Annotated in this window: 20 protein-coding genes; 9 read left to right on the top strand and 11 right to left on the bottom strand. The window is 71.7% G+C overall.

Going from position 1 to position 23,757, the window contains the following annotated elements; genetic code table 11:
- Positions 1–88: 88 nt before the first annotated feature.
- On the bottom strand, positions 89–1,210 hold the full coding sequence (gene pstS / locus QIS99_RS22540) for a phosphate ABC transporter substrate-binding protein PstS (protein ID WP_282515403.1): 1,122 nt from the start codon (positions 1,208–1,210) through the stop codon (positions 89–91).
- Between the two features lie 524 nt (positions 1,211–1,734).
- Here pstS and QIS99_RS22535 point away from each other — a divergent pair.
- Positions 1,735–2,142, top strand: a complete 408-nt coding sequence (locus QIS99_RS22535; RefSeq protein WP_282515402.1) for a YciI family protein — start codon at positions 1,735–1,737, stop codon at positions 2,140–2,142.
- A gap of 44 nt (positions 2,143–2,186) precedes the next feature.
- Here QIS99_RS22535 and QIS99_RS22530 read toward each other — a convergent pair whose 3' ends face one another.
- The 7 genes from QIS99_RS22530 to mshD all read right to left on the bottom strand — a co-directional run bounded on the left by QIS99_RS22530 (position 2,187) and on the right by mshD (position 9,673).
- The gene (locus QIS99_RS22530) at positions 2,187–2,684 is read right to left on the bottom strand and encodes an NUDIX hydrolase (RefSeq protein WP_282515401.1); all 498 of its coding nucleotides are present in this window, start codon (positions 2,682–2,684) and stop codon (positions 2,187–2,189) included.
- Entirely contained in the window at positions 2,681–3,724 is a 1,044-nt protein-coding gene (locus QIS99_RS22525) for a CHAD domain-containing protein (protein ID WP_282515427.1), read from the bottom strand. Before QIS99_RS22525 ends, QIS99_RS22530 begins: the two co-directional genes overlap by 4 nt.
- A 67-nt stretch (positions 3,725–3,791) precedes the next feature.
- Positions 3,792–6,146, bottom strand: coding sequence for an RNA degradosome polyphosphate kinase (locus QIS99_RS22520; protein WP_408909607.1), 2,355 nt, complete (start codon positions 6,144–6,146; stop codon positions 3,792–3,794).
- A gap of 107 nt (positions 6,147–6,253) precedes the next feature.
- The gene (locus QIS99_RS22515) at positions 6,254–7,282 is read right to left on the bottom strand and encodes an ABC transporter permease (protein WP_282515399.1); all 1,029 of its coding nucleotides are present in this window, start codon (positions 7,280–7,282) and stop codon (positions 6,254–6,256) included.
- A complete protein-coding gene (locus QIS99_RS22510) occupies positions 7,279–8,181 on the bottom strand; it encodes an ABC transporter ATP-binding protein (RefSeq protein WP_282515398.1) in 903 nt (300 codons plus the stop codon). The genes QIS99_RS22515 and QIS99_RS22510 overlap by 4 nt, the downstream gene beginning before the upstream one ends.
- Complete coding sequence (locus QIS99_RS22505) at positions 8,178–8,585, bottom strand: GntR family transcriptional regulator (protein ID WP_282515397.1); 408 nt, start codon at positions 8,583–8,585, stop codon at positions 8,178–8,180. The genes QIS99_RS22510 and QIS99_RS22505 overlap by 4 nt, the downstream gene beginning before the upstream one ends.
- A gap of 137 nt (positions 8,586–8,722) precedes the next feature.
- On the bottom strand, positions 8,723–9,673 hold the full coding sequence (gene mshD / locus QIS99_RS22500) for a mycothiol synthase (RefSeq protein WP_282515396.1): 951 nt from the start codon (positions 9,671–9,673) through the stop codon (positions 8,723–8,725).
- A 222-nt stretch (positions 9,674–9,895) separates the two neighbouring features.
- Here mshD and QIS99_RS22495 point away from each other — a divergent pair, with 222 nt between their 5' ends.
- The gene (locus QIS99_RS22495; protein WP_282515395.1) at positions 9,896–11,695 is read left to right on the top strand and encodes a bifunctional metallophosphatase/5'-nucleotidase; all 1,800 of its coding nucleotides are present in this window, start codon (positions 9,896–9,898) and stop codon (positions 11,693–11,695) included.
- A 244-nt stretch (positions 11,696–11,939) separates the two neighbouring features.
- Positions 11,940–12,830 (top strand): phosphatidylinositol-specific phospholipase C, encoded by an 891-nt coding sequence (locus QIS99_RS22490; protein ID WP_282515394.1) that lies wholly within the window; start codon positions 11,940–11,942, stop codon positions 12,828–12,830.
- A gap of 65 nt (positions 12,831–12,895) precedes the next feature.
- Here QIS99_RS22490 and QIS99_RS22485 read toward each other — a convergent pair whose 3' ends face one another.
- Positions 12,896–14,329 (bottom strand): glutamate decarboxylase, encoded by a 1,434-nt coding sequence (locus QIS99_RS22485; RefSeq protein WP_282515393.1) that lies wholly within the window; start codon positions 14,327–14,329, stop codon positions 12,896–12,898.
- A 174-nt stretch (positions 14,330–14,503) separates the two neighbouring features.
- Between QIS99_RS22485 and QIS99_RS22480 the strand changes: the two genes are divergently transcribed.
- Both QIS99_RS22480 and QIS99_RS22475 read left to right on the top strand, forming a co-directional pair.
- On the top strand, positions 14,504–15,262 hold the full coding sequence (locus QIS99_RS22480) for a MerR family transcriptional regulator (RefSeq protein WP_282515392.1): 759 nt from the start codon (positions 14,504–14,506) through the stop codon (positions 15,260–15,262).
- 247 nt (positions 15,263–15,509) lie between these two features.
- Entirely contained in the window at positions 15,510–16,358 is an 849-nt protein-coding gene (locus tag QIS99_RS22475; protein ID WP_282515391.1) for a DedA family protein, read from the top strand.
- 98 nt (positions 16,359–16,456) lie between these two features.
- Here the strand turns inward: QIS99_RS22475 and QIS99_RS22470 are convergent, their stop codons facing one another.
- Positions 16,457–18,133 (bottom strand): threonine/serine exporter family protein, encoded by a 1,677-nt coding sequence (locus QIS99_RS22470; protein WP_282515390.1) that lies wholly within the window; start codon positions 18,131–18,133, stop codon positions 16,457–16,459.
- A 146-nt stretch (positions 18,134–18,279) separates the two neighbouring features.
- Positions 18,280–18,771 carry an inorganic diphosphatase gene (locus QIS99_RS22465; RefSeq protein ID WP_282515389.1) on the bottom strand — a complete coding sequence of 164 codons (492 nt, stop codon included), beginning with the start codon at positions 18,769–18,771 and terminating at the stop codon, positions 18,280–18,282.
- Positions 18,772–18,973: 202 nt separating this feature from the next.
- Here QIS99_RS22465 and dacB point away from each other — a divergent pair, with 202 nt between their 5' ends.
- From dacB to hpt, 4 genes are all read left to right on the top strand, one after another.
- The gene (gene dacB / locus QIS99_RS22460) at positions 18,974–20,494 is read left to right on the top strand and encodes a D-alanyl-D-alanine carboxypeptidase/D-alanyl-D-alanine endopeptidase (protein WP_408909609.1); all 1,521 of its coding nucleotides are present in this window, start codon (positions 18,974–18,976) and stop codon (positions 20,492–20,494) included.
- A 77-nt stretch (positions 20,495–20,571) separates the two neighbouring features.
- Positions 20,572–21,705, top strand: coding sequence for a zinc-dependent metalloprotease (locus QIS99_RS22455; protein ID WP_282515388.1), 1,134 nt, complete (start codon positions 20,572–20,574; stop codon positions 21,703–21,705).
- Positions 21,706–21,917: 212 nt separating this feature from the next.
- A complete protein-coding gene (gene tilS / locus QIS99_RS22450; protein WP_282515387.1) occupies positions 21,918–23,000 on the top strand; it encodes a tRNA lysidine(34) synthetase TilS in 1,083 nt (360 codons plus the stop codon).
- Between the two features lie 43 nt (positions 23,001–23,043).
- The gene (gene hpt / locus QIS99_RS22445) at positions 23,044–23,583 is read left to right on the top strand and encodes a hypoxanthine phosphoribosyltransferase (protein ID WP_282515425.1); all 540 of its coding nucleotides are present in this window, start codon (positions 23,044–23,046) and stop codon (positions 23,581–23,583) included.
- The last annotated feature ends 174 nt before the right edge of the window (positions 23,584–23,757 follow it).

Below are 23,757 nucleotides of genomic sequence, written 5' to 3'. Positions count from 1 at the left end.
GCACGGGATGGCCGTACGGGGGACTCCTGGCGGCGGTGCACCGGACGGTGCGGCCCGGCTCGTCACTGCGAGCCGGGCCGCACTCGGGTCAGCTCAGGCCCGCGACGGTCTCGCGAACCTTGGTGATGATCTCGTCGGGGATCGGCGCGTAGTCGTTGTCCTTCAGGACCTTCTGGCCGTCCTCGCTGGAGATGTAGTTGAGGAAGGACTTGGTGGTGGCGAGGGTCTCCGCCTTGTTGCCCTTGTCGCAGACGATCTCGTACGTGACGAGGGTGATCGGGTACGCACCCTCGGCCTGCGGCTTGTAGTTCAGCTCCAGGGCGAGGTCCTTGCCCTTGCCGGTGACCTTGGCCTCGGCGATCGCCTTGGAGGCGTTGTCGACGGTGGCCTCCACCGGCTTCTTGGCGTCGGTCTTCAGGTCGACGGTCTTGATGCCGTCGCCGTAGGAGAGCTCGAAGTAGGAGATGGCGCCGGGCACCTGCTTGACCTGGCTGGAGACGCCGGAGGAGCCGCTGGCGGACTGGCCGCCCTTGGCCTCCCAGGTCTTGCCGGGCTCGTGCGGCCAGGCCTCGGGGGCGGCGCCCTTGAGGTACTTGGTGAAGTTGTCCGTGGTGCCGGACTCGTCCGAGCGGTGGAAGGCCTGGACCTTGGTGTTCGGGAGCTTGGCGTCCGGGTTCAGCTTCTTGATCGCCGGGTCGTCCCAGGTCTTGATCTTGTCGTTGAAGATGTCGGCCAGGGTCTTGGCGTCCAGGACGAGGTTGTCCACGCCGGGGACGTTGTAGCCGACGGCGATCGGGCCGCCGACCATCGGCAGGTCGATGGCCTGGCCGCCCTTGCAGATCTTCTTCGACTTCTCGATCTCCGCCGGCTCCAGCGGGGAGTCGGAGCCCGCGAAGGCCGTCTGGCCCTGCAGGAACGCGGTGATGCCCGCGCCCGAACCGGTCGGGTTGTACTGCACCTGAACGCCCTTGCAGGCCTGGGAGTAGGCCTTGGTCCAGGCGTCGATGGCGTTCTTCTGGGCGGACGAGCCGGAGGCCGCGAGCTGGCCCTGGGCGTCGCCGCACTTGATGTTGGCGGCGTTGGTCTCCTTGCCGCCTTCGCCACCGGTGCCGCCGGTCGCGTCGGAGCCGCACGCCGTGAGGGCCAGGGCGCCGGAGACGGCGAGAGCGCCGAGGGTGAGGGCCCGCCGGTTCTTGCGCTGAAGCTTCACTTTCGGGAGTTCCTTCCAGGAGCCGCCGGAGGGGGACGGCGTGCGAAGTCGTTTCGTTCATGTGCCTCTGCGGGGCGGCCGGGATGACCGCGCCACGCGTCGCGCAAGTACGAAATTAGGCAGGACAGGTGAAGCGGCCGAACGTCGAGAGTGAACGGCGGGTGAACCTCGGAGGGCGGTGCGGTTAGGTCACGGCGCGGTTACGTGTACGGGTTCCGTTGCCGTGGTCGTGCGGCACCCCCGGGGCCCCGCCCTCAGCCCCGCCCCGGCCCCGCCCCCGGCCCTGCTCCTCAAGCGCCGGAGGGGCTGGAGCCGGCTCGCCGGGAACTTTGGGAAGCCATGTCGAGAACCCCTGCGTGGCTCCGCCCCGGGGGCGGAACAAGGACCAAGGATCAAGGACCAAGGATCAAGGAACTGGAACAAGGACCAGGGAACGCGGACCAGGGAAACGCGGACCGAGGAAACGCGGACCAAGAGAACAAGGACCACGGCCACCAACGGCCGTGCCCCACCGAGGAGGAATCATGGCCAAGTACCTGCTGCTGAAGCACTACCGGGGCGCGCCGGAGGCCGTCAACGACGTGCCGATGGACCAGTGGGAGCCGGACGAGGTCACCGCCCACATCCAGTACATGAACGACTTCGCCGCCCGGCTTGAAAGCACCGGCGAATTCGTCGACAGCCAGGCCCTCTCGCCGGAGGGCACCTTCGTCCGCTACGACGGCGAGGGCCGGCCCCCGGTCACCGACGGCCCGTTCGCCGAGACCAAGGACCTGATCGCCGGCTGGATGGTGATCGACGTCGAGACGTACGAGCGGGCCCTTGAGCTGGCCGGGGAGCTGTCCGCGGCGCCGGGCGCGGGCGGGAAGCCGATCCACGAGTGGCTGGAGGTGCGCCCGTTCCACGGTGAGCACGCCTCGGCCACCGAGTGAGGTCTACCGAGTGAGGTTCACCGAGTGAGGTTCACCGAGTGTCGTCACAGCACCTCCCCGGTCGCGTGAAGGGCGCTGAGGAGCGCGTCGACCAGACCTTTGTCCCGGGGTTGGGTGAGCTGGGCTCGGGCGGCGGTGGGGGTGAGCCACAGGAGTTGGCTCACCTCGCGGTTCGGGGTGAAGGTGCCGTGCGTGGCTTCGGCCGCCCAGTAGCGGACTTCCTTGGGGTGCCCCTCCACCTCGTACCGGACGGTGGGCAGCTCGGGGCCCAGTTCGCACGCCATGCCGGTCTCTTCGAGCACTTCCCGGACCGCACCGTGACGGGCGTCCTCGTGTCGCTTCAGCTTGCCCTTCGGGTGGGACCAATCTGCCCACTTCGGCCGGTGGACCAGGGCAAGCTCGATGCTGTCGCTGGAGGCCGAGCGTCGCCACAGCACACAGCCCGCGGCCAGGATCGGGGACGGGGACGGGGACGGGGACGGGGACGGGGAGGGGGACGAGGACGGGGACGGTGACGGCGACGACGACGGGTCCGTGGTCATGGGGTGGTCACCGCCCGGTCGGGGGCGCGGCGCCAGACCGCCTGGAAGGCGAAGCGGGCCGCCTCGACCTCGTGGCGCTGGTCGGCGTGCAGGACGCCGAGGGCGTAGGCCGTGGCCGGGGCGATGCGCGGGGTGCGGGCCGCGGAGGCCGCGGCGGTGGCGGCCCCGGAGGCGTCGCGGTGGCGGTCGAGGGCCTGGCCCGCGCCGAGGAGGCGCAGGTCGTGGCCGGGTTCGGTGCCGTTCGTCTCCTGTGCGTACCGGTGCAGCCGGAGCAGCAGCCGCACCTGGTGCCACGGCGCGTCCTGGGACTCCGGCGCGGCGTCGGCCCCCAGGCCGTGGAGCAGCGCCTCGGCGTTGTACGGATGCCCGGCCCGTACGAGTGGAAGCGCCGCCACCGCTTCGCCCAGGCGGGCCTCGACGTCCGCCGCGAACGGCGCGAGCGGGTGCCCGGAGGCGTCCCGGCGCAGCGGCACCTCGCTGGCGAGCACGGCGACCCCGTCCGCGACCGCGTGGAACCGGGACGAGCCGAGCGCCTGCAGGGCCGTGGAGTGGGCGCGGGTGCGGGCCAGGGTGAGCTGGCGCTCGATCAGCGCGCCCGCCTTGGCCGCGCCGACGGTCAGGCCGCCGTGCTGGGCGGGTACGGAACCGGAGCGTCCGGGGCCGGGCCCGGACGGGGAGAGCCGGTGAAGGGCGCCGATGAGCCGGTCGAGCCGCGACGCGTACGCGTGCTCGCGCGCCAACGTGCCGGAGAGCCAGGCGAGTTCGGTGCGCAGCTCGTCCGACCAGTCGGCGTCGAGCAGCGGCCGGAAGGTGTGCAGGGCGCCGCTGATCCGGCGGGCCGCGGCGCGCAGCGCGAGGGCGGGCTCCGCGGCCTCCTCCGTACTGCTCTCCCGGTGCTGGCGCAGGGCGCGCAGGAATTCCGTGGCCTGTTCGCGCAGGTAGCGCGCGAGTGCCTCCCCGGCCACGGGCTCCCCGGCCACGGGCACCTTCCCGGCCACGGGCACCTCCCCGGCCACGGGCACCTTCCCGGCCACGGGCATCTCCCCGGCCGCCCGAGCCTCCCGGGCCGCCGGAGCCTCCCGGGCCCGGGCCACGGGGGTGTCGCTGTCAGGGTGTCGCTGAGCCACGCCGGCGCCTCCGGGCGTCTATGAGCATCTCCTGTACGTTCCGCAGCGGCCGCCCCTCGGGGTCGATGGCCTGCCGGGTCCAGTCGCCGTCCGGGCCGAGGTGCCAGGAGGCGGTGGTGTCTGACATGCCGGTCTCAAGGAGGCGGTTGAGGGCCGCGCGGTGGGCCGGGTCCGTGACCCTGACCAGTGCCTCGATACGGCGGTCGAGGTTGCGGTGCATCATGTCGGCGCTGCCGATCCACACCTCGGGTTCGCCGCCGTTGCCGAAGGCGAACACCCGGGAGTGTTCGAGGAAGCGGCCGAGGACGGACCGGACCCGCATGTTCTCCGAGAGTCCGGTGACGCCGGGCCGGATCGCGCAGATCCCGCGCACCCAGATGTCGACGGGGACGCCCGCCATCGAGGCCCGGTAGAGCGCGTCGATGACGGCCTCGTCGACCATCGAGTTGACCTTGATGCGCACGTGCGCGGGGCGGCCGGCCCGGTGGTGCTGGACTTCCTTCTCGATCCGCGAGACCAGTCCGTCGCGCAGCGACCTCGGCGCGACCAGGAGGCGGCGGTAGGTCTCGCGGCGCGAGTAGCCGGAGAGCCGGTTGAAGAGGTCGGAGAGGTCCGCGCCGACCTGCTGGTCGGCGGTGAGCAGCCCGAGGTCCTCGTACAGGCGGGCCGTCTTCGGGTGGTAGTTCCCGGTGCCGACGTGCGAGTACCGGCGCAGCGTCTCGCCCTCCTGGCGGACCACGAGCGACAGCTTGCAGTGCGTCTTCAGGCCGACGAGCCCGTACACCACATGGCAGCCGGCCTCCTCCAGCTTGCGGGCCCACTTGATGTTGGCCTGCTCGTCGAAGCGGGCCTTGATCTCGACGAGGACGAGGACCTGCTTGCCGGACTCGGCGGCGTCGATGAGGGCGTCCACTATCGGGGAGTCGCCGGAGGTCCGGTACAGGGTCTGCTTGATGGCGAGGACGTCCGGGTCGGCGGCGGCCTGCTCCAGGAAGGCCTGGACGGACGTGGAGAAGCTGTCGTACGGGTGGTGCAGGAGGACGTCGCGCTCGCGCAGGGCGGCGAAGATGTCGGGCGCGGAGGCCGACTCGACCTCGGCGAGGTCGCGGTGGGTGCCCGCGACGAACTTCGGGTACTTCAGCTCGGGCCGGTCCTGGCTCGCTATGCCGAAGAGGCCGGTGAGGTCGAGCGGCCCGGGCAGCGGGTAGACCTCGGCCTCGGAGATCTTCAGCTCGCGGATGAGCAGGTCGAGGATGTGCCGGTCGATGGACTCCTCGACCTCCAGGCGGACGGGCGGGCCGAAGCGGCGCCGCATGAGCTCCTTCTCCAGCGCCTTGAGGAGGTTCTCGGCGTCGTCCTCCTCGACCTCCAGGTCCTCGTTCCTGGTGACCCGGAACATGTGGTGGGCCTCCACCTCCATGCCGGGGAACAGCTCCTCCAGGTGGGCGGGCGCGGCGATGACGTCCTCCACGGGGACGTACCGGCCGGGCGAGGCCTCCAGGAAGCGGCTGAGCAGCGGCGGCACCTTGACCCGGGCGAAGTGCCGGTGCCCGCTGACGGGGTTGCGCACGACGACGGCGAGGTTCAGGGACAGGCCGGAGATGTACGGGAACGGGTGCGCGGGGTCGACGGCGAGCGGGGTCAGGACGGGGAAGATCCGCTGCCGGAACAGTGTGAAGAGCCGGGCCTGCTCCTTGTCGGTGAGCTCGGCCCAGCGGATGATCCCGATGCCCTCGTCGGCGAGCGCGGGCGCTACGTCCTCCTGGAAGCAGGCGGCGTGCCGGGCCATGAGCTCGCGCGTACGGGTCCAGATCAGGTCGAGGACCTCGCGGGGCTGCAGCCCGGAGGCGGAGCGGGTGGCGACGCCGGTGGCGATGCGGCGCTTCAGTCCTGCCACGCGGACCATGAAGAACTCGTCCAGGTTGGACGCGAAGATCGCCAGGAAGTTGGCGCGCTCCAGGAGCGGGGTGTGCGGGTCCTCGGCGAGTTCGAGGACCCGCTCGTTGAACGCGAGCCAGCTGCGCTCCCGGTCCAGGAACCGCCCCTGCGGCAGCTCGGCACCTGCCCCGCTCTCGACGTACCGCTCGTATCCCTCGTACGTGTCGAGGTCGGCGTCGATGTCCGGTTCGAGGTCGGAGACGGCGGCGGCGACGGTGTGCGGGCGGTGGGCCGCGATGGAACCGACTGACGGCTGGGCGTTCTGGGTGTGCTGGGCGGCTGCCTGGGCGCTGGCCTTGTTCATGAACCCATTCTTCCGCGTCCCGGCGGTTCCGGGCGCGCCGAATCCGCCCCCTCTCGGGGACGGAAGTTCGGGGTCGGGCGCGGCGGGCTGCATTCCGTGAGCGTGCCAAGGCCGCCTGAACCGTTGGTTACGGCGACATGACGTGCGGGACATCGGCGGGCGACCCCGGGGCGTCCGCCGATGCCCTTTGGGCGGTGGGCTCAGGCCGTACGGCGGCGCAGCACCCGGAACGCGGCGTACGCGGCGGCCGCCGCCAGGGCGAGGACGATGCCGGTCTCGACGAACTGGGTGTACCAGAAGTGGGAGCGCGGGTGGTAGTCGAGGAACCAGCCCGTGATCCGGGTGTCCGAGGGGCACGGGAAGTGTGCCATCTGGTCCGGGGTGCACTGGCGGGCGATGAAGCGCTCGCCGGCCGCGTTGGTGACGCCTGTGTCGGTCATGAAGGAGCCGGGCGGCCGGGCCTTGATCCAGTGCGGCTCCATGGTGGTCGCGGGCCCGGAGACCTGGACGACCGGCCAGAGCTGCCAGCGCACGCTGCCGAGGACGGCGAGCACGGCGCCGGTGACGAGCCCGGTGAGCGAGGCGGCGAGCAGGGTGCGGCGCACGAGCAGCCCGGTCAGGGTGCCTACGGCCACGGCGAACAGGCAGTACGCGACGAGGACCGGGCCGGAGCCCTCGTAGACGCCGCGGTCGGCCCAGCTCATGTTCCAGCTGCCGCGGAGATCGGCGGAGCCGAAGCGGAAGACGGCCATCGCGGCGAGGGCGAACCCGGTGCTCAGGGCGGCGGCGGTGGTCAGCCGGGAGGCGAGCCAGCGGGCCGGGGTGACGGACTGGGTCCAGGCCAGCTGGTGCGTGCCGGACTCCAGCTCGCGGGCGGTGTACGGGCCCGCGACGAAGAAGCCGACGAGCAGCGGGAGCAGCAGCAGCGCGTGGGACGCCTTGTTCATGGCCTCCCGGAGCAGGTGCTCGCCGTCGGCGAAACCGAGGAAGGTGGGCTCGCAGGGGCCGAAGCAGTCCACGTCGACGGGCGGGTACGCGCTCGCGCCCCAGCGCAGGAAGACGGTGAGCGCGGCGGCGAGCAGCAGGGCGGCGAGCGTGGCCCGCAGGGCGGTGCGGTGCAGGCGCAGTTCGACCCAGCGGGGGCCCTTGAGGAAGCCGCGGGGGCCGTTGAGGAAGCCGCGGGGGTTGTTGTCCAAGCCGCGGGGGCCGTTGAGGAGGGGAGTGCTCATGCCGTCACCTCGTTCCCGGTGGCCGGGCTCGCGTCCTCGGTGAGGAGCGCCGGGGCGTCGGGGGAGCGGAGATGGGCGAGCAACAGGTCCTCCAGGGACGGTTCCCGGGCCTCCCAGCCCGCGTCGACCGGGCCCGCGGGGCGGATCAGGGCGGTGGTGCCGCGTCCGCTGGCGCGGGACTCGACGACGGTGTGCGGGGCGAGTCCGGCGGCGGGGCGGCGCCCGGTGACGAGGGAGTGCGCGGCGAGCAGGTCGTCGATGGGCCCGCCGAGGCGGATACGGCCGCCGGAGACGAGCAGCAGCTGATCGCAGGAGTCGGCCAGCTCGCCGACGATGTGCGAGGACATCACGACGGTGGTGCCGTGCTCGGCGGCCTGGGCCATCAGGGTGCCCATGAGCTGGTGCCGGGCCAGGGGGTCCAGGTCGGCCATCGGCTCGTCGAGGAGCAGCAGCTCGGCCCGCTTGCCGAGGGCGAGGGCGAGCGCGACCCGGGTGCGCTGCCCGCCGGAGAGCGCACGGACACGTACGCCCGGGTCCACCTCCCCTTCGGCCACGACGCGTCCGGCGAGCGCGGCGTCCCAGCGGCCCGGGTTGAGCTCGGCCCCGAGGCGGAGCGTGTCGGCGACGGAGAGCTGCGGGTGCAGCGGCTTGTCCTGGGCGACGTACGCGAGGCGGGCGCGGGCGGCCGCCGGGGTGGTGCCGAGGACGGTGAGGCGGCCCGCGGTGGGGCGGGCGAGTCCGGCCGCGAGGGCGAGGAGCGTGGACTTTCCTGCGCCGTTCGGGCCGACGACGGCGCAGATCCGGCCGGCGGGCAGCCGGAAGGTGCAGTCGTGCAGGGCCGGGGCGCGGCGCCCGTACGTCTTGCTCAGCGCGGCCGCCTCGATGGCGGTTCCGGTCATGCGGGGTCCCCCTTGGATGTGCCGTCAAGCTGCGTGAACTGCTCGTCCAGTACGGCCGCGAACAGGGCCTCCACGTCGCCGCGTTCGAGTCCCGCGGCGCGGGCGCGCTCGGCCCAGCGGCTCAGCTCGCCGGGCAGCGGGGAGTCGGCGGGCGCGGACCCCAGCGACCTGGTCACGAAGGTGCCGAGGCCGCGGCGGGCCTCGACCAGGCCCTCGCGCTCCAGCTCGCGGTAGGCCTTCAGGACCGTGTTCGGGTTGATGGCCGTGGCCTCGACCACCTCGCGGGCGGTGGGCAGCTTGTCGCCCGGCGCCAACAGGCCGAGGCGCAGGGCCTGTTCGGTCTGCTGCACGAGTTGGACGTACGTGGCGACACCGCTGCGCCGGTCGATCCGGTACGCGAACATGTGCGCTCAACCCCCTTTCACTAATCAAGTAGTGAAAGGGTGATCCAAAGAAGGGGCGGCGTCAAGGGCAAGATCCTCGCGAGGAGGTCCGAGGAGGTCCTTCGACGCCGCCCCAACTCCCGTTCAGGTGCGGGTGATCACGTCTCCGTGCGGTACATCAGGTCCGTCTCGTGGGTGGCGAAGCCGAGGCGTTCGTAGACCGAGACGGCGGCCTTGTTGTCCGCGTCCACGTACAGCATCGCCGTCGGCAGGCCCGCGGCCGCCAGGTGGCGCAGGCCGATCGCGGTGAGCGCCTTGCCGAGGCCGGTGCCCTGGGCGGCGGGGCGGACGCCGACGACGTACACCTCACCGAGCCTCCCCGAGACTTCGTCCGGGGGTGCTCCCGCGGCCGCGTGCACCTTCGTCCAGTGGAAGCCGAGCAGCTCGCCCTCGGCGTTCTCGGCCAGGAAGAAGCCGGCCGGGTCGAACCAGGGCTCGGCCTTGCGGTCGTCGAGGTCGCGCTGGGTCAGGGCGCCCTGCTCGGGGTGGTGCGCGAAGGCGTCCGCGTTGGCCGCCAGCCACTCCGCGTCGTCCTGCCCGGGCACGAAGGTCCGTACGGTCACGCCCGCGGGCAGGGCCGGCTCGGCGATCGCGTCCGGGCTCAACGGGCGCCGCATCTGCCGCAGTTCGCGGAAGAGAGTGAGGCCGAGGACCTGGGCGAGGTGCCGGGCGGCGGCGTGCCCGCCGTGCGCCCAGACCCGCAGCCGCTTGCCGGAGGCGGCGAGCAGCGCCGTGCCGAGCGCGCGGCCGTGCCCGTGCCCCCGGTGGCCCGGGTGGACGACGAGTTCACCGGCCGGGGCCTCGACCGGGTCGGTGTCCTCCAGCTGGGCGTACCCCACGAGTTGGCCGTCGGCGAGGAGCAGGAGGTGCCGCACGCCCTCGCGCGGGCCCCCGCGCAGCTGCAGCCGGCCCTGCTCGGACACGGCCTGCTGGCCGTCGGTGCGGGCGGCTTCAGCGAGCAGCGCGAGCACGGCGTCGGCCTGTTCCTCGGTGAGCGCGTCGAGGGTCTGGATCGAGCGCGGCGGAACCGCGGGAGCTGCGTCTGTCATGCCCTTGAGCGTACGTCGGTTTGCGCCGGGAACCCATGGAACTCCGGCCCGGGAACCATGGACGCGGCGCCCTCGCACGGCCGGCCGCGGCGCCCTCGTACGGCCGGCCGCGGCGCCCTCGTACCGACGGGGTCGATCTGCCCGCCACCCGCCACCCCCTGTTGCGCTACGCGCGTTGACTCTAGGCTGCCGCTCGACCGCGTGGACTGTGGAGGGGATCAGATGTCAGGCAGAGCTCAACGGCGCCGTATCGGGGGCCGGTTGATGGTGGGCGTCGTGGCGCTCGGGGCGAGTGCCGGGGTGTTCGCGGCGGCGCTGCCCGCGGGGGCCGAGGGGGCGCGCGGGGCGGACCGGGGGCGCACGGTGGATGTGCAGCTGCTCTCGTTCAACGACCTGCACGGAAACCTGGAGCCGCCCGCGGGTTCCTCGGGCCAGGTGACCGAGCGCCGGCCGGACGGCAGCGAGAAGAAGATCGACGCGGGCGGGGTGGAGTACCTGGCGACGTCGCTGCGCGAGGCCCGCAAGGGCCACCCGTACAGCGCGACCGTCGCCGCCGGCGACCTGATCGGCGCCTCGCCGCTGCTGTCCGGCCTGTTCCACGACGAGCCGACGGTCGAGGCCCTGAACAAGCTGGACCTGGACGCCAGCAGCGTCGGCAACCACGAGTTCGACGAGGGCCGGGCCGAGCTGCAGCGCATCCAGAACGGCGGCTGCCACCCGAAGGACGGCTGCTACGAGGAGGGAAAGGAGTTCGAGGGCGCGGACTTCCCGTACCTCACGGCGAACGTGACGGACGAGAAGACCGGCAAGCCGCTCCTGAAGCCGTACACGGTGTGGAAGAAGAACGGGGTGAAGATCGGCTTCATCGGCCTCACCCTGGAGGGCACCCCGGACGTCGTCTCGGCCGAGGGCATCAAGGGCCTGAAGTTCCACGACGAGATCGAGACGATCGACAAGTACGCCAAGGAGCTGGACGAGCAGGGCGTGAAGGCGATCGTGGCCCTGGTCCACGAGGGCGGCGAGCCGGCCTCGCAGGCGTACAACTACGACTGCGACAGCCCAGGTCCCGGCGACGGCGTCTCCGGGCCGATCAGCGAGATAGCCAAGGGCGTCAGCCCGAAGGTGGACGCCTTCGTCACCGGCCACACCCACCAGGCGTACGTCTGCAGCATCCCGGACCCGGCGGGCCGGCCGCGCCTGGTCACCTCGGCCTCCTCGTACGGGAAGCTCTACACCGACACGACGCTGACGTACGACCGCAGGACCAAGGACATCGTGCGCGCGGGCGTGCACTCCGCGAACAAGGTCGTACGCCGGGACGTGCCGAAGGCCGCCGACATGACCTCGCTGATCGAGCGCTGGAACAAGCTGGCCGCGCCGGTCGCGAACCAGCCGGTCGGCTACATCTCGGCCGACATCCCGGGCCGCGGCGCGGGCACCCTGGAGCAGCCGCTCGGCGACCTGATCGCGGACGCGCAGCTCGCGCACGCCAAGTCCCTCGACGACAAGGCCGTGCTGGCCCTGATGAACCCGGGCGGCATCCGCTCCGACCTCGTGCACCGGGCGAGCGGCAGCGAGGGCGACGGGGTGGTGACGTACGGCGAGGCGTTCACCGTGCAGCCGTTCAGCAACACCGTGAACCTGGTCGACCTCACCGGCGCCCAGCTGGTCACCGCGTTGAAGCAGCAGGTCAGCGGCGCGAACGAGGCGTCCCCGAAGATCCTTCAGGTCTCCGAGGGGCTGACGTACACCCTCGACATGACCAAGTCGGGCGCGGACCGGGTGGTGGCCGACTCGGTTCTGCTGAACGGCAAGCCGATCGACGAGTCCGCCACCTACCGGGTCGCCCTGAACGCGTTCCTCGCGGGCGGCGGCGACGGCTTCACCGAGCTCGGCAAGGGCAAGAATCCGCTGGTCGGCGGCGACGACCTGAAGGCGCTCAACGACTACCTGACGGCCAACTCCTCGGCCGACAAGCCGATCGCGCCGCCGAAGGCGGACCGGATCACGGTCGTGAAGTGACGCATTTCCTCCGCTACCGGTAGGAGGGGCGTGCTGCGGGGGGTGGCGCGCATGGTCAGATGTGCCGATGCGCACCACCCCCCACCACATATCCACACAACATCCGGACCACGTTCACGAGTGCGAGGACTCCCGCGAGGGGCCGTACGGGAACCCGTACGAGGCCTCAACTCCCCTCTCTCCTCCCGCATTTGTCACTTCGGCATCTGTCGTCACACCCGCCCCCTGTGCTTCGCTCCCTGTCATGACCACGCACCGACTGGATCGACGGGGATTCCTCAAGGGAGCGGCGGCCCTCTCCGCCGCCGGGCTGCTCGGTTACGCGGGCACGGCACCCGCGTACGCCCGCAGCCCCGGCACCCAGGACTGGCTGGCGGGCCTCGGCGACGGAACCGCCCTGCGCGCCCTCACCCTCCCCGGCACGCACGATTCGGGGGCGCGCTTCGGCGGCCCCTGGACCGAGTGCCAGAACACCACGATCGCCGAGCAGCTGAACGCGGGCATCCGCTTTCTCGACGTGCGCTGCCGCGCCATCGACGGCTCCTTCGCCATCCACCACGGCGCGTTCTACCAGGAGTTGATGTTCGGCGACGTCCTGATCGCCTGCCGCGACTTCCTCGCCGCGCACCCCTCGGAGACGGTGCTGATGCGGGTCAAGCAGGAGTACTCGGAGGTGGCCGACGCCGACTTCGCCGCGATCTTCACGGACTACCTGGACGTACGCGGCTGGCGCTCCCTGTTCCACATCGGGGACACGCTGCCCACGCTCGGGCAGGCCCGCGGCAAGGTGGTGCTGCTCGCGGACAACGGCGGCCTGCCGGGCGGGATCCGCTGGGGCGATCGATCCGTCTTCGCCATCCAGGACGACTACATGGCGGAGCCGTTCGCCAAGTGGCCCCTGATAGAGGCCCACTTCCGGAAGGCGGCCGCCGAGCCGGGCCCCTGCTACATCAACTTCGTGAGCACGGCAGCGGCGCTGCCGCCCCGCTGGAACGCGGACCGCCTCAACCCCCAGGTCCACGACCTGCTGAACGGCGAGGGCGCCGGCTGGCGGGGGCTCGGCATCGTACCGATGGACTACCCGAACACGAGGTCAGGCCTGATCGCGTCCCTGATCCGCCACAACGGCACCTGAGCCGAGCCTGTCGCCTCCGCAGCGGAGGGGAAGGAGCACAGGAGCACCCCTTGGACCGTACGGTCTTAGTGGTGGAAGGCCGTCGCCTGAGCGGGGTCCGGGCGCACCGGTCCCCGCTGCGCCCGCAGCTCCGGGAGCAGCCTCCGCAGCTCCGACAGCAACAACCCCGCCAGATCGGCCGAGAACCCGTTGCGGCACACCACCCGCAGCACCGACAGGTCCTCCCGGTGCGCGGGAAAGGTGTACGCGGGCACGAGCCAGCCCCGCTCGCGAAGGCGGCGCGACACGTCGAAGACGTCGTAGGCGGTGACATCCGGCGCCGTCGTGAACGCGAACACCGGCAACTGGTCGCCGCGCGTGAGGAGCCGGAAGTCGCCCAGCGCCTCGATCCGCTCCGCGAGCCCGCGTGCGACGTTCCGCGAGGCCTGCTGGACGGCCCGGTAGCCCTCCCGGCCGAGCCGCAGGAACGTGTAGTACTGCGCGACCACCTGCGCGCCCGGCCGGGAGAAGTTCAGGGCGAACGTCGGCATCTCCCCGCCCAGATAGTTCACGCGGAACACCAGCTCCTCCGGCAGCTCCTCCGCCGACCGCCACAGCGCCCAGCCGACGCCCGGGTAGACGAGCCCGTACTTGTGCCCGGATGTGTTGATCGACGCCACGCGCGGCAGCCGGAAGTCCCACTCCAGGTCCGGGTCGAGGAACGGTGCGACCATCGCGCCCGACGCGCCGTCCACGTGCACGGGGATGTCCAGGCCCGTCCGCTCCTGCAACGCGTCGAGCGCGGCGCAGAGTTCGGCCACCGGCTCGTACGAACCGTCGTACGTCGAGCCGAGCACCGCGACGACGCCGATGGTGTTCTCGTCGCACAGCTCGGCCGCCGCCTGCGGGTCCAGGTGGAAGCGGTCGCCCGCCATGGGCACCTGGCGGGCCTCCACCTCCCAGAAGTTGCAGAACTTCTCCCAGCAGACCTGCACGTTGATGCCCATGACCAGGTTCGGGCGGGCCTCGCGGGACGGGTAACGGGCGGCGTTGGCGGGCCGCTTCGCCCAGCGCCGCTTCAGCGCCATCCCGGCGAGCATGCACGCCTCGCTGGAGCCGGTCGTCGAGCAGCCCACCGCCGCGTCCCGGTCCGGCGCGTGCCACAGGTCGGCGAGCATCGCCACGCAGCGCCGCTCCAGCTCGGCGGTGCGCGGGTACTCGTCCTTGTCGATCATGTTCTTGTCCCGGCACTCCGCCATCAGGACGGCGGCCTGCGGTTCCATCCAGGTGGTGACGAAGGTGGCGAGGTTCAGCCGCGCGTTGCCGTCCAGCATCAGCTCGTCGTGGACCAGCTGGTACGCGGTCGCGGGCGGCAGCGGCCCGTCGGGGAGCCGGTGCCTGGGCGGCGCCCCGGTCATGCCGCCGACCGGGTTCGCCTCCCCGAAGAACGGGTTCAGGGCGAGGCTGCGCAGCCTCGCGTCCGCGTCCGCCTCCTGGCTGCTGCCCTTGTGCAGGGACATCGCGGGGCCTCTCTCTCGTCTCTCTCGTACGCCCTGGTCCGTGGGCTCACGATAACGGGGCATATCAGGCATAAGCCTGTCGAGGCTGCGGGGTTGCGGGGCTTGCGCCTCACGTGGCGTGAGGCCTCAAGGTGAGGGACGTACCGAGAAACACACCGGAAGGAGCGGGCGGCGATGAGCCATTCCGTGGGGCAGGTCGCGGGTTTCGCGGGCGTCACGGTGCGCACGCTGCACCACTACGACGAGATCGGCCTGCTGGTCCCCGGCGAACGCAACCGCGCCGGTCACCGGCGCTACAGCGACGCGGACCTGGACCGGCTGCAGCAGATCCTGTTCTACCGGGAGCTGGGCTTCCCGCTCGACGAGGTGGCGGCACTCCTGGACGACCCGGGCGCGAACCCGCGCGAGCACCTGCGCCGGCAGCACCGGCTGCTGACCGGCCGGATCGCCCGGCTGCAGGAGATGGCCGCCGCCGTCGAGACCGCCATGGAGGCGAAGAAGATGGGCATCAACCTCACGCCCGAGGAGAAGTTCGAGGTCTTCGGCGACTTCGACCCCGACCAGTACGAGGAGGAGGTCGAGGAGCGCTGGGGCAACACGGACGCGTACGCGCAGTCGAAGCGCCGCGCGGCCTCGTACACCAAGGAGGACTGGCTGCGGATCCAGCGCGAGGCCGACGACGTCACGCGGCGCTTCGTCGAGCTGATGGAGGCGGGCGCCGCCCCGGAGTCCGAGGAGGCGATGGACGCCGCCGAGGCGCACCGCCAGTGGATCTCCCGCAATCACTACGACTGCTCGTACGAGATCCACACCGGCCTCGGCGAGATGTACGTGGCCGACCAGCGGTTCACCGTCAACATCGACAAGGCCAGGCCGGGCCTCGCGGCCTACCAGCGGGAGGCGATCCTGGCCAACGCGATCCGGCACGCGTGACGGGTGCCTGGGGGGCCGGGCTCCTCGGGGGGCGGGGCCTCGGGTGGCGGGGCCTCGGGTGGCGGGGCTCCTCGGGCGACGGGGTGTCGTATGCCTAATTTTGTCCTGGTATGGGGCGGCTGTATCCCGAGTCACCCGGTGGAACCTGGCCTCCGTCCCTGGCGTTGGTAACTTTGAACGGCCACCAAGGCCGTTTTTCTCTCCGCCTTTCGCTCTCCACCGACACCCCCAGGAGCCCGGACCCGTGATGACGACGCTTGCGCTCGGACCAAGCTGGCTCGATCCGGAACTTCTGCTGAACAAGTTCGGACTCATCGGCCTGCTGGTCATCGTGTTCGCCGAGTCCGGACTGCTGATCGGCTTCTTCCTGCCGGGCGACTCCCTGCTGTTCACCACCGGCCTGCTGGTGACGACGGGCGTGCTCGACCACCCGCTGTGGCTGGTGTGCACGCTGGTCTGCGTGGCGGCGATCCTCGGCGACCAGGCGGGCTACCTCTTCGGCCGCAAGGTCGGACCGGCGCTGTTCAACCGCCCGGACTCGCGCCTGTTCAAGCAGGAGAACGTGACGAAGGCGCACGAGTTCTTCGAGAAGTACGGCCCGAAGTCGCTGGTCCTGGCCCGCTTCGTGCCGATCGTGCGCACGTTCACGCCGATCATCGCGGGCGTCTCCCGGATGAACTACCGCTCGTTCATCACGTACAACATCATCGGCGGCGTCCTGTGGGGCGCGGGCGTCACGCTGCTCGGCGCGTGGCTCGGGCAGATCGACTTCGTACGCAAGAACATCGAGCCGATCCTGATCCTGATCGTCCTGATCTCGGTCGTGCCGATCATCATCGAGTTCCTGCGGGCCCGCTCGAAGAACAAGAAGGCCGCGGCCGAGGCCCCCGCGCAGACCGCCCAGACCGCCCAGACCGCCCAGACCGCCCAGACCGCCCAGACCGCCCAGACCGCCCAGACCGCCCAGACGGCGCAGGCCACCCCGCCCGCCCCGGCGCCGGGCGTCGACCACCCCACCCAGCAACTGCACGCCCACCGGCCGCAGCCCGGCCAGCCGCAGCCGCCCCAGCGCGGCGGCCGCCACGCCAAGCGCTGACCGCGCCCTGACGCACAGGAGGGGCGGCCGTACACCGCGCAACACCGCGTACGGCCGCCCCTCGACGTATGCCTGATCGGTGACGTATGTCCGATTCGCTAGAAGCCGCGCGTACGCTTCGCCGACTTGCGTCCGCCCGCGATGCCCTCCCCGCCCGGCACCTTCAGGAACAGCCGGGCCAGCTCGCCGCCCAGGTTCACGCCGATCGCGATGGCCAGGGCGAGCGCGGCCGCCTTGGAGAGCTGCGTGAGCCCCGCATTGAGCTCGTTCTGGGCGATGTTGAGCAGCCCGAAGTACGTCGAACTACCGGGCAGGAGCGGCCCGATCGCCGCCGTCACATACGGCAGCGCCGAAGCGAAGCGGTAGCGCGAGAGCAACTGGCCGAAGAGGCCGACCAGACCGGCCGCGACGGCCGTGGCCGCCACCGGTGACAGCTGGCCCGCGTTGGCCATCGCCCCGTAGATCACCCAGGCCACGCCGCCGTTGAGCGTCACGAGCAGCACCGTCGACCGCTCCTGCTGCAGCAGTACCGCGAACGCGAGGGACAGCGCCATCGCCGCCAGTATCTGGATCACCGGCCGGTCCACGCTGTGGACGGTCGTCTCGGGGTTGAGCCCCGCGTCCAGGCGTACGCCCAGATAGAGCACCGTGAGCACGCCGATCACGATGCCGACGACGAGGTAGCCGACCTCCAGGAGGCGGGCCGCGGCGGTGATGTAGTAGCCGGTCAGCCCGTCCTGCACGCCCGCGACCAGGGCCCGCCCCGGGATCAGGGCGAACAGGCCACCGGTGATCACCGCGGAGGCCCGTACGTCCGGCAGGTTCAGGAGGCTGATCGCGAGGCCCATCCCGCCGGGCGGCATCGCGGCGGCGATGAACTGGTAGAACTCCGGCAGCCCGCGCCCCGCGCACAGCCAGGCGAGCCGGTCGCCCAGCATCGCGCCGATCGCCGCCGCGATGAACACCACGGCCGTGCCGCCGACCAGCGTCGCCGCCGCCCCCGCGAGCAGCCCGGCCGCCGCGGTGAGCGCCCAGCCGGGGTACGGGTGCCGGTTGCGGCGGATCTCCGCGAGGCGCCGGTAGGCCTCCTCCAGGGACACCTCGATGTCCTCGGAGCCGATGTCGTCGACGAGCCGGTACACGGCCGCCAGACGGGTGTAGTCGGTGCCGCGCCGGCGCACCGTGCGCGAGGACGTGACCGGGTCGTCCACCAGGGACGGCTGGTGCGAGATGGAGAGCAGCGTGAAGGTGACGGTCGGCTCGCAGCGGTCCAGGCCGTACGACCGGGTCACGGCGAACATCGCCGCCTCCACGTCCTCGGCGCCCTCGCCGCCCGCGAGCAGCAGCTCGCCGATACGCAGCGTCAGGTCGAGCACGCGCGGGACCGGAGGGCCCGCCTCCTCGTCGTGCTTCTGTGTCGCCTCGGGCGCCGGCCGGTCGGCCACCGGGGTGCGCAGCATCGTGCGCATCCGGTCCTGCCAGGGCGCCTCCTTGGTCAGCTTGACCAGGGGGACGCCCGAGGGCGGCGTGAACCCGACCGAGATCTGCGGCTCGTAGTTGGGCGGCGGCTTGAACGCCGACGTCTCCTGGTCCTCCGGGGCGGGCGGAATCCGCAGCCCCTCCGGAATGGTGAACTCGGAGGTCGGATGCTCCTCCTCCGGCACGGCGGGAGTGCCCACTCCACCGACAGGTGCGAACGCGCTGTGCGCCTCGTCCGACTGCGGTTTGCGGTCTTCCTCCTCCGCGGTGTCAGCCACCGTCCTCACCTTCTGCATGGCCCGGGCCGACGAGTGGTGGCAGCCCTTGCGGCCCTCGTACGCACCTCCGACAAGGCCAGTATGAGCATGGACACGCGAAGAGGCCGCGCGGACCCCCGCCAGGGGTGCGCGCGGCCTCTTCGGCGGCTGAACGGTGCGGGAGGTCAGTGACCGCCCTGCTCCTCGAAGCGCTTGTACGAACGCTCGATCTCGGTCTCGGCCTCGGTGCGGCCCACCCAGTTGGCGCCCTCGACGGACTTGCCGGGCTCCAGGTCCTTGTAGACCTCGAAGAAGTGCTGGATCTCCAGGCGGTCGAACTCGGAGACGTGGTGGATGTCGCGCAGGTGCTCCACGCGCGGGTCGGAGGCCGGGACGCAGAGCAGCTTGTCGTCGCCGCCCGCCTCGTCCGTCATGCGGAACATGCCGATGGCGCGGCACTTGATGAGGCAGCCGGGGAAGGTCGGCTCGTCCAGGATGACCAGGGCGTCCAGCGGGTCACCGTCCTCGCCGAGGGTGTCCTCGACGAAGCCGTAGTCGGCCGGGTAGCTGGTCGAGGTGAACAGGCGGCGGTCCAGACGGATACGACCGGTCTCGTGGTCCACCTCGTACTTGTTCCGCGAACCCTTCGGGATCTCGATCGTGACGTCGAACTCCACCGGATGCTCCTCTAGTGATCAACACAGACAACGGGCGATGCTGCGTCCTCCCGTGGGACGCCGCTGTGGTCAGCGGCTACTCCGCGGGCACCAACTCCGGCCTTTTTATGTGGCCGGACCCACCGCGGTGCGATCCCGCGGCAAGACGCAGTGATTAAGTGTCCCTCACGCAGGTGTGTGATCGCGAAAGGGGCTGGTCGTGGTGCCCGAGCTCAAGGTGCGGCGGCTGTCCTCGCTGCGGCGGCCGCAGCGGCCCGTGAAGCTTCCTCCGCTTCCTGGGCCGTCCGGCTCCCCGCGGCTCGGCAAGCTCACGACCTGGCAGCTCACGGCGTGCGCGGCCACGGTCGGCCTCGCGATCTCGGCCGTGGCGGTGACCGCGGCCGGCCCTTGGGACTCCGGCCAGCGTACGGCCGAGCGGGCCCTGAGCAACGCCGCGGACCGGGACGGTGGCGCAGATCACGGCAACGGCGCCGCGCCGAACGCCGCCCCGAGCGCCCCCGGCGTACTCATCGGCCTCAGCGCCCCCTCGGGCGGCGCCCCCGCCCCCACCGGGCGCGCCCTCGCCGACGTACTCGACCCCCTCCTCAAGGACCCCTCCCTCGGCACCCGCCGCACCGCCTCCGTCGTGGACGCCGCCACGGGCAAGGAGATCTACGGGGCGAAGGCGGGCGACGCCGTCACGCCCGCGTCGACCATCAAGATCGCCACCGCCGCCGCGGCCCTCTCCGCCCTCGGCCCGGACCACCGCATCCCCACCCGCACCGTCCTGGAGAAGGACCGCGTCACGCTGGTCGGCGGCGGCGACCCCACCCTCACCGCGCGCAAGGGCAGCCTGGGCAACGCCAGCCTGCACACCCTCGCCGACGCCACCGCCCACGCCCTGCGCACCAAGAACCTGGACAAGATCAAGCTCTCGTACGACACCTCCGCGTACTCGGGACCTGACCGGCACCCCATCGGCCCCAACAACAACATCGCCCCCGTCAGCCCCCTGATGGCCGACGAGGGCCGCCTCGACGACTCCACCAGCGGACCCGCCCCGCGCACCGCCGAACCGGCCCGCGACGCCGCCCGCACCTTCGCCGCCCTGCTGCGCGACCGCGACATCGAGGTCGACGGCGAGCCGGACGACAGGAAGGCGGGCAAGGGCGCGAAGGAGCTCGGCACCGTACGGTCCGCGCCGCTCGCCGCCCTGGTCGAGCGCATGCTGACGCACAGCGACAACGACATCGCCGAGCACCTCGCCCGCCAGACCGCCCTCGCCGCGGGCGAACCGGCGAGCTTCGACGGCGCCGCGAAGGCCGTCAAGAGCGAACTGAAGAAGCTCGGACTCCCCCTGGGCAAGGCGAAGTTCGCCGACGGGAGCGGTCTCAGCCGCGAGGACCGGGTGAGCGCCGAGCTGCTCACCGCCCTCCTCGCCCGCGCCGCCGACCCGGACCACCCCGAGCTGCGTCCGGTCCTCACCGGCCTGCCCGTCGCCGGGTTCACGGGCACCCTGCGCAATCGTTACGCCGCCGGCCAGGCAAGCGCCGCCGGCACCGGTCTGGTCCGCGCCAAGACCGGCACCCTGACCGGCGTGAACACCCTCGCCGGCGCCGTCGTCGACGCCGACGGCCGCCTCCTCGTCTTCGCCTTCACCGCCTCCGGCACCGGCGACGCCAGGGCCGCCCAGTCCACCCTGGACCGCCTCGCCGCCGCGGTCGCCAACTGCGGCTGCCGCTGACGCCCGAGGCCGCGGGATCCGTTTCCGTACGGTTTCAAGGACCTCCGTCCGCAGGTTCGAGCACGTACGGTTGACGCATGACGAGCATCGGTGGTGCCGCATCTGCAGGGATGGTCGACTGGAATCTCGCGGTGGCGACCGCGACCCGGCTCGTGCGGCCGGGGCCCGAGGTCAGCCGGGACGAGGCGCGGGCCGTCGTCGCCGAGCTGCGCAGGCACGCCGAGTCCTCGGAGGAGCACGTCCGTTCCTTCACGCGGATGGCGACGGACGCGGGCAGGGACACCCCCGTCCTGGTCGTCGACCGGGCCGGCTGGGTGCGCGCCAACGTCGCCGGGTTCCGGGAGCTCCTCAAGCCGCTCCTGGACAAGATGCAGGACCGCCGCGGCGGCGGCCCCGGCAACGCGATGCTCGGTGCCGTCGGCGGCAAGGTCACCGGCGTCGAGCTCGGCATGCTCCTCTCCTTCCTCGCCTCCCGCGTCCTAGGCCAGTACGAGACCTTCGCCCCGCCCAGCCGCGACCTCCCGGCGGCCCCGGACGGCGGCGGGCGGCTGCTCCTCGTCGCGCCGAACATCGTGCACGTGGAGCGCGAACTCGACGTCGACCCGCACGACTTCCGGCTCTGGGTCTGCCTGCACGAGGAGACCCACCGCACCCAGTTCACCGCCGTGCCCTGGCTGCGCGACCACCTTGAGGGCGAGATCCAGTCATTCCTCGCCGAGACCGATGTCGACCCGATGACCGTCCTGGAGCGCCTGCGCGAGGCCGCCTCGTCCCTCGCGGGCAACGGCAGGGCCGAGGAGGACGACGAGGGCGGCCGGTCGATCGTCGAGCTGGTGCAGACTCCCGCACAGCGCGAGGTCCTGGGCCGCCTCACCGCCGTGATGTCGCTGCTCGAAGGGCACGCCGACTTCGTGATGGACGGCGTGGGGCCCGCCGTCGTCCCGTCCGTCGCGGAGATCAGGGAGAAGTTCAAGGAGCGCCGGGCCAAGGGCGCCTCCCGCCTCGACCTCGCCCTGCGCAAGCTCCTCGGGCTCGACGCCAAGCTGCGCCAGTACCGGGACGGCGAACGGTTCGTGCGCGCCGTCGTCGAACAGGTCGGCATGGACGGCTTCAACCGCGTCTGGACCTCGCCCAACACCCTGCCCACCAAGGCGGAGATCGCCCGGCCCGCGGACTGGGTCGCGAGGGTGCACCGTAAGGCAGAGTCGTGAGTGCCGCGCCGCCCGTGGCAGATTCCGGCCCCTGTAATCACCCTTCCGAGGGACCGTGAGTCATGGGTAGGCGTGCAATGCTCGGGTAGCCGCTCGGCTCTGTCACCATCGACACACTCTGAGTGACGGTTCGCCGTCAGGGCTCGGAGTGCACCGATCCAAGTGACTCGATCCGAGGCACACCCCCCGAACTTCACGAAGGGAACCGGACAATGGGTCCCCATCCTGCGGTCGCGGCGATACGCCTGGCGGTCCGCCGCGTACTCCACGACGTACTCACCGACCTCGACGCGCACGCCCCCGGTGGCGTTCCTGCCGCGCCCGCGCACGCCCCCGGTGGCGTTCCCGCCGCGCACGCCCCCGAGCCCGGCCGCGCCCCGCTCGTCCTCGTCGCCTGCTCCGGCGGCGCCGACTCCATGGCCCTCGCCTCCGCCCTCGCCTTCGAGGCCCCCAAGCTCGGCATCCGCGCCGGCGGCGTCACCGTCGACCACGGGCTGCAGCACGGCTCCGACCTGCGCGCCGCCGAGGTCGTCGCCCGCATGACCGCCCTCAGCCTCGAACCCGTCGAGTCCGTCGCCGTCCGTGTCGGCCGCGAGGGCGGACCCGAAGCCGCCGCCCGTGACGCCCGGTACGCCGCCCTCGACACCGTCGCCGAGCAGCACGGCGCCGACGCGATCCTCCTCGGCCACACCCGCGACGACCAGGCGGAGACCGTCCTCCTGGGCCTCGCCCGCGGCTCCGGCATCCGCTCCCTGTCCGGCATGGCCGCCGTCTCCGCCGGACCCGGCGCCCGCGCCCGCTACCGCCGCCCCTTCCTGCAGCTCGACCGCCAGACCGCCCGCAAGGCCTGCATGGTCCAGTCGCTGCCCGTCTGGGACGACCCGCACAACGCCGACCCGGCGTACACCCGCTCCCGGCTCCGCCACGAGGGCCTGCCCGCCCTGGAGAAGGCCCTCGGCAAAGGAGTCGTCGAGGCTCTTGCCCGCACGGCCCGGCTCTCCCGCGACGACGCCGACGCCCTGGACTCCTGGGCCGCCGAGGCCGAGCAGTCCGTACGCGACGAGAACGGGCTCCTCGACTGCGCGGCGCTGTACGCCCTGCCGCCCGCCGTGCGCCGCCGCGTCCTGCGCCGCACCGCCGTGTCGGCGGGCGCACCCGCCGGTTCGCTGTTCGCCCGGCACATCGAGGAGGTCGACCGGCTGATCACCGGATGGCGCGGCCAGGGAGCCATCAATCTCCCCGGCCGGGTGGAGGCCCGACGTCAGGGTGGCAGACTTGTCATCCGGCAGGGCTGACACACGGCGAACCGAAAGTGATGTGCGGGTGGACGCGAAAGACATGGGCACCGACCTCGAATCGGTGCTCATCACCAAGGAAGAGATCGACGCGAAGCTGGCCGAGCTGGCCGCCAAGGTCGACGCGGAGTACGCGGGCAAGGACCTGCTCATCGTCGGAGTCCTGAAGGGCGCCGTGATGGTGATGGCGGACCTGGCGCGCGCGCTGTCCACCCCGGTCACGATGGACTGGATGGCGGTGTCCTCGTACGGCGCCGGAACCCAGTCCTCCGGTGTGGTGCGGATCCTCAAGGACCTCGACACCGACATCAAGGGCAAGCACGTCCTGATCGTCGAGGACATCATCGATTCCGGCCTGACGCTGTCCTGGCTGCTCTCCAACCTCGGCTCCCGCGAGCCCGCCTCCCTTGAGGTCTGCACGCTGCTGCGCAAGCCGGACGCCGCGAAGGTCGCGATCGACGTGAAGTGGGTCGGCTTCGACATCCCCAACGAGTTCGTCGTGGGGTACGGCCTGGACTACGCGGAGAAGTACCGGAACCTGCCGTTCGTCGGCACGCTCGCCCCGCACGTGTACGGCGGCTGAACTCCGCAGAACTCTTCGCGCTCGGACCCGGGCGGCACGGGAACCCTCACGGCGTTCCCGCCGTTGGAGCAGGGGAAGACGGGTTTGCCCGCCGTCCCCCGCGGCTTCGGGTGACAATGCTGGGGTACCGTCCGAAGAACAGTCTTATAACTCGCCTTTATCAAACTCACTATG

The sequence above is a fragment of the Streptomyces solicavernae genome, assembly GCF_029968095.1.
GTDB classification, from domain to species: domain Bacteria; phylum Actinomycetota; class Actinomycetes; order Streptomycetales; family Streptomycetaceae; genus Streptomyces; species Streptomyces solicavernae.
The sequence above is the reverse complement of the archived record's forward strand: the minus strand, read 5'-3'. Positions and strand labels throughout refer to the sequence as shown.